The organism is Streptomyces sp. NBC_01363 (genome assembly GCF_026340595.1).
Taxonomy (GTDB): Bacteria; Actinomycetota; Actinomycetes; order Streptomycetales; family Streptomycetaceae; genus Streptomyces.
Window position 1 is genome coordinate 23,609 of record NZ_JAPEPF010000002.1, and the last position, 14,314, is coordinate 37,922.

15 protein-coding genes are annotated in these 14,314 nt (G+C 68.5%); all 15 read left to right on the forward strand.

Features of this window, described 5'->3' with window-relative positions; translation table 11 throughout:
* The first annotated feature begins 48 nt into the window (after positions 1 to 48).
* The 15 genes from rpmE (at position 49) to atpD (ending at position 14,204) form a co-directional block, all read left to right on the forward strand.
* On the forward strand, positions 49 to 273 hold the full coding sequence (gene rpmE / locus OG611_RS28265; RefSeq protein WP_019764351.1) for a 50S ribosomal protein L31: 225 nt from the start codon (positions 49 to 51) through the stop codon (positions 271 to 273).
* 155 nt (positions 274 to 428) lie between these two features.
* On the forward strand, positions 429 to 1,505 hold the full coding sequence (gene prfA / locus OG611_RS28270) for a peptide chain release factor 1 (RefSeq protein ID WP_266426485.1): 1,077 nt from the start codon (positions 429 to 431) through the stop codon (positions 1,503 to 1,505).
* Positions 1,506 to 1,545: 40 nt separating this feature from the next.
* The gene (gene prmC, locus OG611_RS28275) at positions 1,546 to 2,391 is read left to right on the forward strand and encodes a peptide chain release factor N(5)-glutamine methyltransferase (RefSeq protein ID WP_189542181.1); all 846 of its coding nucleotides are present in this window, start codon (positions 1,546 to 1,548) and stop codon (positions 2,389 to 2,391) included.
* Positions 2,392 to 2,455: 64 nt separating this feature from the next.
* Positions 2,456 to 3,103: an L-threonylcarbamoyladenylate synthase gene (locus tag OG611_RS28280; protein ID WP_266426495.1), complete on the forward strand. Its 648-nt coding sequence runs from the start codon at positions 2,456 to 2,458 to the stop codon at positions 3,101 to 3,103.
* Positions 3,100 to 3,741, forward strand: coding sequence for a protein-tyrosine-phosphatase (locus tag OG611_RS28285; protein WP_266426498.1), 642 nt, complete (start codon positions 3,100 to 3,102; stop codon positions 3,739 to 3,741). The genes OG611_RS28280 and OG611_RS28285 overlap by 4 nt, the downstream gene beginning before the upstream one ends.
* Before the next feature lie 170 nt (positions 3,742 to 3,911).
* On the forward strand, positions 3,912 to 5,177 hold the full coding sequence (glyA, locus tag OG611_RS28290) for a serine hydroxymethyltransferase (protein WP_266426501.1): 1,266 nt from the start codon (positions 3,912 to 3,914) through the stop codon (positions 5,175 to 5,177).
* Between the two features lie 129 nt (positions 5,178 to 5,306).
* Positions 5,307 to 6,692 (forward strand): MraY family glycosyltransferase, encoded by a 1,386-nt coding sequence (locus OG611_RS28295; protein WP_266426504.1) that lies wholly within the window; start codon positions 5,307 to 5,309, stop codon positions 6,690 to 6,692.
* 261 nt (positions 6,693 to 6,953) lie between these two features.
* Positions 6,954 to 7,391 carry a hypothetical protein gene (locus OG611_RS28300; RefSeq protein ID WP_266426507.1) on the forward strand — a complete coding sequence of 146 codons (438 nt, stop codon included), beginning with the start codon at positions 6,954 to 6,956 and terminating at the stop codon, positions 7,389 to 7,391.
* Between the two features lie 210 nt (positions 7,392 to 7,601).
* Positions 7,602 to 8,438 (forward strand): F0F1 ATP synthase subunit A, encoded by an 837-nt coding sequence (atpB, locus tag OG611_RS28305; RefSeq protein WP_266431275.1) that lies wholly within the window; start codon positions 7,602 to 7,604, stop codon positions 8,436 to 8,438.
* Between the two features lie 72 nt (positions 8,439 to 8,510).
* A complete protein-coding gene (locus OG611_RS28310; RefSeq protein ID WP_266426509.1) occupies positions 8,511 to 8,738 on the forward strand; it encodes a F0F1 ATP synthase subunit C in 228 nt (75 codons plus the stop codon).
* Positions 8,739 to 8,776: 38 nt separating this feature from the next.
* Positions 8,777 to 9,322 carry a F0F1 ATP synthase subunit B gene (locus OG611_RS28315; RefSeq protein ID WP_266426512.1) on the forward strand — a complete coding sequence of 182 codons (546 nt, stop codon included), beginning with the start codon at positions 8,777 to 8,779 and terminating at the stop codon, positions 9,320 to 9,322.
* A complete protein-coding gene (locus OG611_RS28320; protein WP_266426515.1) occupies positions 9,319 to 10,134 on the forward strand; it encodes a F0F1 ATP synthase subunit delta in 816 nt (271 codons plus the stop codon). Before OG611_RS28315 ends, OG611_RS28320 begins: the two co-directional genes overlap by 4 nt.
* Positions 10,135 to 10,272: 138 nt before the next feature.
* A complete protein-coding gene (atpA, locus tag OG611_RS28325) occupies positions 10,273 to 11,844 on the forward strand; it encodes a F0F1 ATP synthase subunit alpha (protein ID WP_124716362.1) in 1,572 nt (523 codons plus the stop codon).
* Positions 11,845 to 11,847: 3 nt separating this feature from the next.
* Positions 11,848 to 12,762 (forward strand): F0F1 ATP synthase subunit gamma, encoded by a 915-nt coding sequence (locus OG611_RS28330; RefSeq protein ID WP_266426520.1) that lies wholly within the window; start codon positions 11,848 to 11,850, stop codon positions 12,760 to 12,762.
* Positions 12,762 to 14,204 (forward strand): F0F1 ATP synthase subunit beta, encoded by a 1,443-nt coding sequence (atpD, locus tag OG611_RS28335; RefSeq protein WP_266426525.1) that lies wholly within the window; start codon positions 12,762 to 12,764, stop codon positions 14,202 to 14,204. Before OG611_RS28330 ends, atpD begins: the two co-directional genes overlap by 1 nt.
* Positions 14,205 to 14,314 lie beyond the last annotated feature (110 nt).

Sequence of the window (14,314 nt, forward strand, 5' to 3'; positions counted from 1 at the left end):
GCAATCCGCGCGTACGACCCGGCGCCCTCCCGAACCTAGGAGAAACCCTTGAAGCGCGACATCCACCCCGAGTACGTCGAGACGCAGGTCAGCTGCACCTGTGGCGCGTCGTTCACGACCCGGAGCACCATCGACGGCGGCACCATCCGCGCCGACGTCTGCTCCGAGTGCCACCCGTTCTACACGGGCAAGCAGAAGATCCTCGACACCGGTGGCCGTGTGGCCCGCTTCGAGGCCCGCTTCGGCAAGGCTGCCGGCTCCGCCAGCAAGTAGCGAGCCACTGCGCCGGTTCCTGGCGCCCTCTTCCGGGGGCGTCGGGACCGGCGTTTTTTCCGGCCGGGGGTACGCGGCCCCGTTCCGTATCCCCGCCCGGCCGGCATCACGCCGTCCAGCAGGCACGCCCGAGTGAAGAAACCAGGAGCCCGAAGATGTTCGAGGCGGTCGAGGAACTGATCGGCGAACAGACCGATCTGGAGAAGAAGCTCGCTGACCCGGCGGTCCACGCCGACCAGGCCAACGCGCGCAAGCTCAACAAGCGCTACGCCGAGCTGACCCCGATCGTCGCGACGTACCGCTCCTGGAAGCAGACCGGGGACGACATCGGGACGGCCCGCGAGTTCGCCGCCGACGACCCCGACTTCGCCGCCGAGGTCAAGGAGCTGGAGAAGCAGCGCGAAGAGCTCACCGAGAAGCTCCGCCTGCTCCTGGTCCCGCGCGACCCCAGCGACGACAAGGACGTGCTCCTGGAGATCAAGGCGGGTGCGGGCGGCGACGAATCCGCCCTGTTCGCCGGCGATCTGCTGCGCATGTATCTGCGCTACGCCGAGCGCGTCGGCTGGAAGACCGAGATCATCGACTCCACCGAGTCCGAGCTCGGCGGCTACAAGGACGTCCAGGTCGCCGTGAAGACCAAGGGCGGCAACGGCGCCACCGAGCCCGGCCAGGGCGTGTGGGCCCGGCTGAAGTACGAGGGCGGGGTGCACCGCGTGCAGCGGGTGCCGTCCACCGAGTCGCAGGGCCGCATCCACACCTCCGCCGCCGGTGTGCTCGTCACGCCCGAGGCCGAGGAGGTCGACGTCGAGATCCACGCCAACGACCTCCGTATCGACGTCTACCGCTCCTCGGGTCCCGGCGGCCAGTCCGTCAACACCACGGACTCGGCGGTCCGCATCACCCATCTGCCGACCGGCGTCGTCGCGTCCTGCCAGAACGAGAAGAGCCAGCTCCAGAACAAGGAGCAGGCCATGCGCATCCTGCGTTCGCGACTGCTCGCCGCCGCCCAGGAGGCCGCCGAGCAGGAGGCCTCGGACGTACGGCGCAGCCAGGTGCGCACGGTCGACCGTTCCGAGAAGATCCGTACGTACAACTTCCCGGAAAACCGGATCTCGGACCACCGCGTCGGCTTCAAGGCGTACAACTTGGACCAGGTGCTCGACGGCGACCTGGATTCCGTGATCCAGGCGTGCGTCGACGCCGACTCCGCCGCCAAGCTCGCCGCCGCGTAAGCAAAGCCCGCCCAGCCCGTAAACCGTACGGAGAACCGCGATGAACCTGCTGCTCGCCGAGGTGGCCCAGGCCACCCAGCGGCTGGCCGACGCCGGTGTGCCCTCGCCGCGATTCGACGCGGAGGAACTCGCCGCGTTCGTGCACGGCGTCAAGCGGGGCGAGCTGCACCGGGTGCCGGACGCGGACTTCGACGCCCGCTACTGGGAGGCCATCGCCCGCCGCGAGGCCCGCGAGCCGCTCCAGCACATCACCGGCCGCGCCTTCTTCCGCTACCTGGAGCTCCAGGTCGGACCCGGTGTCTTCGTCCCCCGCCCTGAGACCGAATCGGTCGTCGGCTGGGCGATAGACGCCGTGCGCGCGATGGATGTCGTCGAGCCGGTCGTCGTCGACCTGTGCAGCGGATCGGGCGCCATCGCCCTGGCCATGGCCCAGGAGGTGCCGCGCTCGCGCGTGCACGCGGTCGAGCTCTCCGACGACGCCATCGAGTGGACCCGCAAGAACGCCGACGGATCCAGGGTCACCGTCCACCAGGGAGACGCGCTGACCGCCCTCCCCGAGCTGGACGGCCAGGTCGACCTCGTCATCTCCAACCCGCCGTACATCCCGCTCACCGAATGGGAGTACGTGGCACCCGAGGCCCGCGACCACGATCCGGAGATGGCCCTCTTCTCCGGGGAGGACGGCCTCGACACCATCCGCGGCATCGAACGCACCGCACACCGCCTGCTGCGCCCCGGCGGCCTCGTCGTCATCGAGCACGCCGACACCCAGGGCGGCCAGGTGCCGTGGATCTTCACCGAGGAGCGCGGCTGGGCGGACGCGGCCGACCACCCGGACCTGAACAACCGGCCGCGGTTCGCCACGGCCCGCAAGGCCATGCCGTGACCGGCGGCCACCACGCGCACGACCCGTACCCGTCATACCCGTACACGCTTGAGGAGGCCGGCTGATGGCACGGCGATACGACTGCAACGACGCGACCGACCGCACGACGGGTCTGCGTGAGGCCGCGTCGGCCGTCCGCCGCGGCGAACTGGTCGTGCTGCCCACCGACACCGTGTACGGCCTCGGTGCGGACGCCTTCAGTTCCGAGGGCGTCGCCGATCTGCTGGACGCCAAGGGCCGCGGCCGCAACATGCCGACCCCCGTCCTGATCGGCTCCCCGAACACCCTGCACGGCCTGGTCACCGACTTCTCCGAGCAGGCCTGGGAGCTCGTCGACGCCTTCTGGCCCGGCGCCCTCACGCTCGTCGCCAAGCACCAGCCGTCGCTCCAGTGGGACCTCGGGGACACCCGCGGCACCGTCGCCATCCGGATGCCGCTGCACCCGGTCGCCATCGAGCTGCTCACGGAGGTCGGCCCGATGGCCGTCTCCAGCGCCAACCTCACCGGCCACCCGGCCCCCGAGGACTGCGACGCCGCCCAGGAGATGCTCGGCGACTCCGTCTCCGTCTACCTGGACGGCGGCCCGACGCCCGGCATCGTGCCCTCGTCGATCGTCGACGTGACCGGCAAGGTCCCCCTGCTGCTGCGCGCCGGTGCGCTCTCCGTGGAGGAGCTCCGCAAGGTGGTACCCGACCTCGAGGTGGCCAATTGACCGCCCCTGAGGGGCGTGGCATAGCGGGGCGGGCCGACTCTTTCCGCATCCTCCACGTCAGCACCGGCAACGTCTGCCGCTCACCGATCACCGAGCGGCTGACCCGCCATGCCCTGGTGGACCGCCTCGGCGATCCGCTCAGCGGCGGACTGATCGTGGAGAGCGCGGGCACCTGGGGCCACGAAGGCGCCCCCATGGAGGCCAACGCCGAGACCGTCCTCGCCGACTTCGGTGCCGACACCACCGGCTTCGTCGGCCGGGAACTGCTCGACGAGCACGTGATCCGCGCCGACCTGGTGCTCACGGCCACCCGCGACCACCGCGCGCAGGTGATCTCGATGGGGCACTCGGCCGGCCTGCGGACGTTCACCCTCAAGGAATTCACCCGGCTGGTCCGGGCGATAGACCCCGCCACGCTGCCCGACCCGCGGGACGAGGGCGTCGTCGAGCGCGCCCGCGCCCTGGTCCGCGCCGCGGCCGCGCTGCGCGGCTGGCTGCTGGCCCCCACCGCCGAGGCGGACGAGGTGTTCGACCCGTACGGCGCCCCGATCACGTTCTTCCGTTCCATCGGCGACGAGATCAACCAGGCCCTCGACCCGGTCGTCACGGCCCTGACCGGCGTACCCGCACCGCACTGACGGGCGCCCCCGCGCCATCGCGTCCGCGCCACTCCGACGGGCGTACGCACCGGCCGGGCACCCAGGGCCCAACGGGTGCACCACGGTGCCGCACAGCAGGCAGGAGGCCCTTCGTGGGCCTACATTGGAGCTGACGCCAGCGCACCCCTCCCCAGGCCCGGAGCCCATCGATGCCGGTCACCACTCCAGCCGCACCGCCCTCCGCCCCCGGGTCCGCCCTGCCGCAGGACTTCGGCGCCCTGCTCCGGGAGGATCCGGAGATCGCCGCCGTGCTGCTGGGGGAGCTGCACCGCCAGTCCAGCACCCTGCAGCTGACCGCCGCCGAGAACTTCACCTCGCCCGCGGTCCTCGCCGCCCTCGGCTCACCCCTCGCGAACAAGTACGCCGAGGGCTACCCCGGTGCCCGTCACCACGGCGGCTGCGAGCAGGCCGACGCCGCCGAACGCATCGCCTGCCGCCGCGCCACCTCGCTCTTCGGCGCCGAACACGCCAACGTCCAGGCGCACTCCGGCTCCTCCGCGGTTCTCGCCGCGTACGCCGCCCTGCTCCGCCCCGGCGACACGGTGCTCGCGATGGGGCTCCCGTACGGGGGACATCTCACCCATGGTTCGCCCGCCAACTTCTCCGGCCGCTGGTTCGAGTTCGTCGGCTACGGGGTGGACTCCGAGAGCGGCCTGATCGACTACGAACAGGTGCGCGCCCTGGCCCGTGCCCACCGCCCCAAGGCGATCGTGAGCGGCTCCATCTCGTACCCCCGCCACCCCGACTACGAGCTGTTCCGGGAGATCGCCGACGAGGTGGGCGCGTATCTCATCGCCGATTCCGCGCACCCGATGGGGCTGATCGCCGGGGGAGCGGCGCCGAGCCCGGTGCCGTACGCCGACGTGGTCTGCGCGACCACGCACAAGGTGCTGCGCGGTCCGCGCGGCGGGATGATCCTGTGTGGTGCGGAGCTGGCGGAGCGGATCGACCGGGCGGTCTTCCCGTTCACCCAGGGCGGTGCGCAGATGCACACGGTCGCCGCGAAGGCCGTCGCGTTCGGGGAGGCGGCCACCCCGGCGTTCACGGCGTACGCGCACCGGGTGGTCGCCCACGCCCGGGTGCTGGCGGCGGGTCTGGAGGCGGAGGGCCTCGAGGTCACCACGGGCGGCACGGACACCCACCTGATCGTCGCGGACCCGGCCCCGCTGGGCGTCGACGGACGGACCGCCCGCGCCCGGCTGGCGGCGGCGGGCCTGGTGCTGGACACCTGCGCGCTGCCGTACGGGGACGCCCGGGGCATCCGGCTCGGTACCGCGGCCGTCACCACCCAGGGCATGGACGACGGCGACATGGCCCGGCTGGCGGTGCTCTTCGGGACGGCGGTGCGTGAGGAGGACGACATCCGCGCGCAGGTGCGGGAGCTGGCGGAGAAGTATCCGCCCTACCCGGGGTAGCGGCCCCGGGCGTCCGTTGCGGAACCGATCGGCCCGCTCACTGTGTCTTCGGTCATGAGGCCCGCGCAGCGCGACCGTCCCTGATTGCCGGACGGTTTAAGGTGTGGGCTGAGATGGCCGGCGAAATCTATGGGGCAGCCCGTGCGTGATTACCTGCTGACGCTCTGTGTCACGGCCGCGGTGACCTATCTGCTGACCGGTCCGGTGCGTAAGTTCGCCATCGCGATCGGGGCGATGCCCGCGATCCGTGCGCGTGACGTCCACCGAGAACCGACACCGAGGCTCGGTGGCATCGCCATGTTCGGCGGGCTGTGCGCCGGACTGATCGTCGCGGCCCATCTCCAGAACCTCGACTGGGTCTTCCAGCTCTCCACCGAGCCGCGGGCGCTGCTCTCCGGCGCCGCGCTGATCTGGCTGATCGGTGTCCTGGACGACAAGTTCGAGATCGACGCCCTGATCAAGCTCGGCGGGCAGATGATCGCCGCCGCGGTCATGGTCATCCAGGGTCTGACGATCCTGTGGCTGCCGATTCCCGGTGTCGGCACCGTCGCGCTCACCCAGTGGCAGGGCACGCTGCTCACGGTCGCCCTGGTCGTCATCACCATCAACGCGGTCAACTTCGTCGACGGTCTGGACGGTCTCGCGGCGGGCATGGTGTGCATCGCCTCCGCCGCGTTCTTCCTCTACACGTACCGGCTCTGGTACGGGCACATGATCGAGGCGGCGGCCCCGGCGACGCTCTTCACGGCGATCCTGATGGGCATGTGCCTGGGCTTCCTGCCGCACAACATGCATCCCGCGCGCATCTTCATGGGCGACTCGGGCTCGATGCTGATCGGCCTGGTGCTCGCGGCCGGGGCGATCTCGGTGACGGGCCGGGTCGACCCGGACACGATGACGCTCTTCGCGGGCAGCGAGCGCGAGGCCACCCACGCGATGCTGCCGGTCTTCATCCCGCTGCTGCTGCCGCTGACGATCATCGCGATCCCGGCCGCGGACCTGGTGCTGGCGATCGTGCGCCGTACGTGGAACGGCCAGTCGCCGTTCGCGGCGGACCGTGGCCATCTGCACCACCGGCTGCTGGAGATCGGCCATTCGCACAGCAGGTCCGTGCTGATCATGTACTTCTGGTCGGCCCTGATCGCCTTCGGGGCGGTCGGCTACTCCGTGCACTCGGCGTCCCTGTGGATCGTGCTGGTGATCATGGGGATGAGCACGCTGGGTCTCGTACTGCTGCTGATGCCCCGCTTCACCCCCCGGGCGCCGTACTGGGCGGAACGCTTCGTACCGCCCCGCTACCGCCGCAGGCGTGGCAAGGGCGAGGCTCCCGAGGCGGAAGCCGCATCGGCGCCCGAGGCCCAACAGGGGCCGCTGGAAAGCCGGATGGGGCAGACGGGGCCCGAGTCGCAGGAGCGCAGCCCGGTCGTGGTGGGAGTCTCCGGCGTCAACGGGGCGACTGCCATCGGCCCCCGTTCGCGTTTTTCGGACAGAGACAGGGCTGAATCCGCACGCTGAGAACCGGGCATCAAGGGGCATTACCAGACAACGAATTGAGTTGCCTTGCTCACATGCGCGAATTCACTCTCACGTGTGACGGTAAGCACACTTTCTTGGTAAAGACCTCATCAAATAGTTTGTGATACCGTTCACGAAGCCCGGTGACGGAGCCGAAGGGCCTGAGTAGCACGGTCCATTGGTGTGAGGCATCGACTCGGACCGGGCCTACGCTCGTCCATGACGACACACTGCCCACCCCCTGCAAGCGGAGCTGCCGCCATGCCGTCCAACGACGTCCGGACTCTCCTTCAAGCCGCCGTACCCACCGCTGTCGCCGGCGCTGTCGCCGTCGCTGTGAGTGCTGGTGTCGCGGGCGGCAAGGGAGCCCTCGGCGCGGGCGTTGCGACGATCGTGGTGATCCTCTTCATGGGGATCGGACTGCTGGTCCTGCAACGGACCGCGCGGTCCCTGCCCCACCTGTTCCAGGCGATGGGGCTGATGCTGTATACGGCTCAGCTTCTCCTTCTGTTCATCTTTGTCGCCGCGTTCAAGAACACGACGATGTTCAACCCGAAGGCCTTCGCGATCACGCTGGTCGCGATGACCCTCGTGTGGATCGGCGCACAGACGCGTGCGCACATGAAGGCCAAGATTCTTTACGTCGAACCCGAGTCCGACAAGGCGGAAAAGCCCAAGAACACGGGCTCGAAGTCGTGAAGGGTAGGGGCGGGATAAGTGCAGGTTCGAGACCCTGCTATCGTCCGGTTCCAACTGCGGCACTGCGGGCGCGGGCATGTGAGCTGACGCCTGCTCGATCGCGAGGCTCAATGCCTGACTGCCGCTCACACATCCGTAACACCAGTCCAGTGCCGAACCGCGGCTGCGCGCCGCGCCGACACAACGAGGTTGCCGTACCTATGCGCCACGCTGAAGGAGCCCGCGGTGAGTGCTGACCCGACACAGGTGCTCGCCTTCGAGACCGATTGCCACATCTTCTCCGGTTGTGGTTTCCCGGGTCCTGGCTTGCACTCTTTCCTGTTCGAGCCGATCTTCGGTGACGCGGACAGCAACATCTACTTCAACAAGACGATGCTGCTGGCGCTCCTCGGTACGGTCATCATCGTCGGCTTCTTCTGGGCCGCCTTCCGTAAGCCGAAGGTCGTTCCTGGCAAGCTGCAGATGGTCGCCGAGGCCGGCTACGACTTCGTCCGCCGCGGCATCGTCTACGAGACGCTCGGCAAGCGCGAGGGCGAGAAGTACGTCCCGCTGATGGTGTCGATCTTCTTCTTCGTCTGGATGATGAACCTCTGGTCGATCATCCCGCTCGCCCAGTTCCCGGTGACGTCGGTCATCGCGTACCCGGCCGGCCTGGCACTGATCGTCTACATCCTCTGGATGAGCATCACGTTCAAGCGGCACGGCTTCGTCGGCGGCTTCAAGAACCTGACGGGCTACGACAAGTCGCTCGGCGCGGTTCTGCCGCTGGTCATGGTCATCGAGTTCTTCTCGAATGTCCTGGTCCGCCCCTTCACGCACGCGGTCCGACTCTTCGCGAACATGTTCGCGGGTCACACGCTGCTGCTGCTCTTCACCATCGCCAGCTGGTACCTGCTGAACGGCATCGGTATCGCCTACGCGGGTGTCTCGTTCGTGATGGTCATCGTGATGACGGCCTTCGAGCTCTTCATCCAGGCTGTTCAGGCGTACGTCTTCGTGCTCCTGGCGTGCACCTTCATCCAGGGCGCTGTCGCCGAGCACCACTGATCGCGCCTCCCATACCCCCAGTCGTCCGGTGGCCAACCCCCGCCGGTCCGTGAAAGAGAAGGAAGAACTGGCATGTCCCAGACCCTTGCCGCCGTCACCGGTTCCCTCAGCTCCGTCGGATATGGCCTGTCCGCCATCGGCCCCGGCGTCGGCGTCGGCATCATCTTCGGTAACGGCACGCAGGCTCTCGCCCGTCAGCCCGAGGCTGCCGGCCTGATCCGCGCCAACCAGATCCTCGGCTTCGCCTTCTGTGAGGCGCTCGCCCTGATCGGTCTGGTCATGCCGTTCGTCTACAGCTGACGAACCGCGACTAGTCCGTTCCGACGAAAGGCACTGATGTGAACCCCCTGGTTCAGCTCGCGGCCGAAAAGCCAGAGAATCCGCTCTTTCCGCCGATCCCTGAGCTCGTCATCGGTCTGATCGCCTTCGTCATCGTCTTCGGCTTCCTCGCCAAGAAGCTCCTCCCGAACATCAACAAGGTTCTGGAAGAGCGTCGTGAGGCCATCGAAGGCGGTATCGAGAAGGCCGATGCGGCGCAGACCGAGGCCCAGAGCGTTCTTGAGCAGTACAAGGCTCAGCTCGCCGAGGCTCGTCACGAGGCCGCGCGCCTGCGCCAGGAGGCGCAGGAGCAGGGCGTTGTGATCCTGCAGGAGATGCGGGCGGAAGGCCAGCGGCAGCGCGAGGAGATCATCGCTGCCGGCCACGCCCAGATCGAGGCCGACCGCAAGGCCGCGGCCTCCGCGCTGCGTCAGGACGTGGGCAAGCTCGCCACCGACCTGGCCGGCAAGCTCGTCGGCGAGTCCCTCGAGGACCACGCCCGGCAGAGCGGCACCGTCGACCGTTTCCTCGACGAGCTCGAGGCGAAGGCCGAGGCTGTCCGATGAACGGCGCGAGCCGCGAGGCACTGGCTGCCGCACGTGAGTCCCTCGACGCGCTGACCGACAACACGTCGGTCGACGCGGCGAAGCTCGCCGAGGAGCTGGCCGCCGTAACGGCGCTGCTCCAGCGCGAGGTCTCACTGCGGCGGGTCCTGACCGACCCGTCGCAGCCCGGCGAGGCCAGGGCGGAGCTGGCCGGACGACTGCTGCGCGGTCAGGTGGGCGGCGAGACCGTCGACCTGATCTCCGGCATGGTCCGCTCCCGCTGGTCGCAGTCGCGTGACCTGGTCGACTCGGTCGAGGAACTGGCGAACACCGCAGACCTCACCGCCGCCCAGCGCAGCGGAGACCTCGACGACGTCGAGGACGAGCTGTTCCGGTTCGGCCGGATCGTCGCCTCCGACAAGGAGCTGCGCGCCGCGCTCACCAACCGGTCCGCGTCCGCGTCCGCCAAGGGGCAGCTGCTGCACAGCCTGCTCGGCGGCAAGGCGCAGCCGGCCACCGAGCGCGTCGTCACGCGGCTTGTCACCCAGCCGCGTGGACGTAGCCTGGAAGAGGGACTCGAGTCCCTCTCCAAGCTGGCCGCGGAGCGCCGGGAGCGGATGGTCGCCGTGGTCACCTCGGCGGTTCCGCTGAGCGATCGGCAGAAGCAGCGCCTCGGCGACGCACTGGCGAAGATCTACGGCCGCCCGATGCACCTGAATCTCGATGTGGACCCCATGGTCCTCGGCGGGATCGCGGTGCGGGTCGGCGACGAGGTCATCGACGGCACCATCTCGGAGCGCCTCGAAGAGGCGTCCCGTCGCATGGCCGGCTGACCGGCGCCGAGCAGCAACAGAACAGAGCAAGACCAGCGGCCCGGTTGGGCCGTGCAGAAATTGCAGAAGATTCCTGGGGGTCGGCCCCCAGACCCCCTTAAGAAACTTCGGGCCCAACAAGGAGAGCAGGGAACCCAGATGGCGGAGCTCACGATCCGGCCGGAGGAGATCCGGGACGCGCTGGAGAACTTTGTCCAGTCGTACAAGCCGGACGCGGCCTCGCGCGAGGAGGTCGGTACGGTCAGCGTTGCCGGCGACGGCATCGCGAAGGTCGAGGGTCTTCCCTCGGCCATGGCGAACGAGCTGCTGAAGTTCGAGGACGGCACCCTCGGTCTCGCCCTCAACCTCGAGGAGCGCGAGATCGGTGCGATCGTCCTCGGCGAGTTCAGCGGCATCGAAGAGGGCCAGCCGGTGCAGCGCACCGGTGAGGTGCTCTCCGTCGGCGTCGGCGAGGGTTACCTCGGCCGCGTCGTCGACCCGCTCGGCAACCCGATCGACGGTCTCGGCGAGATCGCGACCGACAGCCGCCGCGCCCTCGAGCTGCAGGCCCCTGGCGTCATGGTCCGTAAGTCGGTGCACGAGCCGATGCAGACCGGCTACAAGGCCGTCGACGCCATGGTGCCGATCGGCCGCGGCCAGCGTCAGCTGATCATCGGTGACCGTCAGACGGGTAAGACCGCTCTGGCCGTCGACACGATCATCAACCAGCGCGACAACTGGCGCTCGGGCGACGTGAACAAGCAGGTGCGCTGCATCTACGTCGCCATCGGTCAGAAGGGCTCCACCATCGCCTCCGTGCGCGGTGCCCTCGAAGAGGCCGGCGCGCTCGAGTACACGACCATCGTCGCCGCCCCGGCGTCCGACCCGGCCGGCTTCAAGTACCTGGCGCCGTACACCGGTTCGGCCATCGGCCAGCACTGGATGTACCAGGGCAAGCACGTCCTGATCATCTTCGACGACCTCTCGAAGCAGGCCGACGCCTACCGCGCCGTGTCGCTTCTGCTGCGCCGTCCGCCGGGCCGTGAGGCCTACCCGGGCGACGTGTTCTACCTCCACTCGCGTCTGCTGGAGCGCTGCGCGAAGCTCTCCGACGAGATGGGTGCCGGTTCGATGACGGGCCTCCCGATCGTCGAGACCAAGGCGAACGACGTGTCGGCGTTCATCCCGACCAACGTCATCTCCATCACCGACGGCCAGTGCTTCCTGGAGTCCGACCTGTTCAACGCCGGCCAGCGTCCGGCCCTGAACGTCGGTATCTCGGTCTCCCGTGTCGGTGGCTCCGCCCAGCACAAGGCGATGCGCCAGGTCTCCGGCCGTCTCCGTGTCGACCTCGCCCAGTACCGCGAGCTGGAGGCGTTCGCCGCCTTCGGTTCCGACCTGGACGCGGCCTCGAAGGCGTCGCTGGAGCGCGGTAAGCGCATGGTCGAGCTGCTGAAGCAGCCGCAGTACTCCCCGTACCCGGTCGAGGAGCAGGTCGTCTCCATCTGGGCCGGTACCACCGGCAAGATGGACGACGTCCCGGTCGAGGACATCCGTCGCTTCGAGAGCGAGCTGCTGGAGTACCTGCGCCGTGAGCGCAAGGACCTCCTGACCAGCATCGCCGAGGGCGCCAAGATGTCCGACGACACGCTGCAGTCGGTCGCCGACGCGGTCGCCGCCTTCAAGCAGCAGTTCGAGACCTCGGACGGCAAGCTCCTGGGCGAGGGCTGATCGATGGGCGCTCAGCTTCGCGTTTACAAGCGCCGCATTCGCTCCGTCACCGCCACGAAGAAGATCACCAAGGCGATGGAGATGATCGCCGCTTCGCGCATCGTCAAGGCGCAGCGCCAGGTGGCGGCGTCGACGCCGTACGCGACCGAGCTCACCCGTGCGGTGACCGCGGTGGCGACCGGCTCCACCACCAAGCACCCGCTGACCACCGAGGCCGAGACTCCGGCACGGGCCGCGATCCTGCTCATCACGAGCGACCGCGGTCTGGCCGGCGGTTACTCCTCCAACGCCATCAAGGCCGCGGAGCGACTGACCGAGCGGCTCCGCGGTGAGGGCAAGGAGGTCGTCACGTATGTGATCGGCCGCAAGGGTGTCGCCTACTACGGCTTCCGTGAGCGCAAGCTCGCGGATTCGTGGACGGGCTTCACCGACAGCCCGACGTACGCGGATGCGAAGCGGGCTGCGGCCCCGCTGATCGAGGCGGTCACCCAGGAGACCGCCGAGGGCGGCGTGGACGAGCTGCACATCGTCTTCACGGAGTTCGTGTCGATGATGACGCAGAACCCGGTCGAGGACCGGATGCTGCCGCTCAGTCTCGATGCCACGAAGGACGAGGACGGCAAGGGCGAGATCCTGCCGCTGTTCGACTTCGAGCCGTCGGCGGAGGACGTCCTCGACGCCCTGCTTCCGCGGTACGTCGAGAGCCGGATCTACAACGCGCTGCTGCAGGCCGCTGCTTCCGAGCACGCTGCCCGCCGCCGTGCGATGAAGTCGGCCACCGACAACGCCGGTGAGCTCATCAAGACGCTCTCCCGGCTTGCCAACGCGGCCCGCCAGGCCGAAATCACCCAGGAAATCAGCGAGATCGTCGGTGGTGCCAGTGCGCTGGCCGACGCGACCGCGGGGAGTGACAAGTAATGACGACCACAGTTGAGACGGCCGTTGCCACGGGCCGCGTCGCCCGGGTCATCGGCCCGGTCGTCGACGTGGAGTTCCCCGTCGACGCGATGCCGGAGATCTACAACGCGCTGACCGTCCAGGTGGCCGACCCGGCCGAGGACGGCAAGCTCAAGAAGCTGACCCTCGAGGTCGCCCAGCACCTCGGCGACGGCCTGGTCCGCGCGATCTCGATGCAGCCCACCGACGGTCTGGTCCGCCAGGCCCCGGTGACCGACACGGGCACCGGCATCACGGTCCCCGTCGGTGACATCACCAAGGGCAAGGTGTTCAACACCCTCGGCGAGATCCTGAACAAGCCCGAGGCCGAGGCCGAGGTCACCGAGCGCTGGCCGATCCACCGCAAGGCGCCCAACTTCGACCAGCTCGAGTCGAAGACCGAGATGTTCGAGACCGGCGTCAAGGTCATCGACCTTCTCACCCCGTACGTCAAGGGTGGAAAGATCGGTCTGTTCGGTGGTGCCGGTGTCGGCAAGACCGTTCTGATCCAGGAAATGATCTACCGCGTGGCCAACAACCACGACGGTGTGTCGGTGTTCGCCGGTGTCGGTGAGCGCACCCGTGAGGGCAACGACCTCATCGAGGAAATGGCCGACTCGGGCGTCATCGACAAGACGGCGCTCGTCTTCGGTCAGATGGACGAGCCGCCGGGCACGCGTCTTCGCGTCGCGCTGGCCGGTCTGACCATGGCGGAGTACTTCCGCGATGTGCAGAAGCAGGACGTGCTCTTCTTCATCGACAACATCTTCCGGTACACCCAGGCCGGCTCCGAGGTGTCCACCCTGCTCGGCCGTATGCCGTCCGCGGTGGGTTACCAGCCGAACCTGGCCGACGAGATGGGTCTGCTGCAGGAGCGCATCACGTCGACCCGTGGTCACTCGATCACCTCGATGCAGGCGATCTACGTCCCCGCGGACGACCTGACCGACCCGGCCCCGGCCACCACCTTCGCCCACCTCGACGCGACGACGGTTCTCTCCCGTCCGATCTCCGAGAAGGGCATCTACCCGGCCGTGGACCCGCTGGACTCCACGTCCCGCATCCTGGACCCGCGTTACATCGCGGCGGACCACTACGAGGCCGCCATGCGCGTCAAGGGGATCCTCCAGAAGTACAAGGACCTCCAGGACATCATCGCGATCCTCGGTATCGACGAGCTGGGCGAGGAGGACAAGCTCGTTGTCCACCGTGCCCGTCGTGTTGAGCGCTTCCTGTCGCAGAACACCCACGTCGCCAAGCAGTTCACCGGCGTGGACGGTTCGGACGTTCCGCTCGACGAGTCGATCGCCGCGTTCAACTCGATCTGTGACGGGGAGTACGACCACTTCCCCGAGCAGGCGTTCTTCATGTGCGGTGGCATCGAGGACCTCAAGGCCAACGCCAAGGAGCTCGGCGTCTCCTGAGCCCATGGCTCACCGAGGGGGGCGGGTGTGTCCCGTCCCCCTCACCACGCCCCGTAGAATTGACCCAACACCCGGCTCGAACGGCCGGGTGGTGACCCGAGGAGCCACCC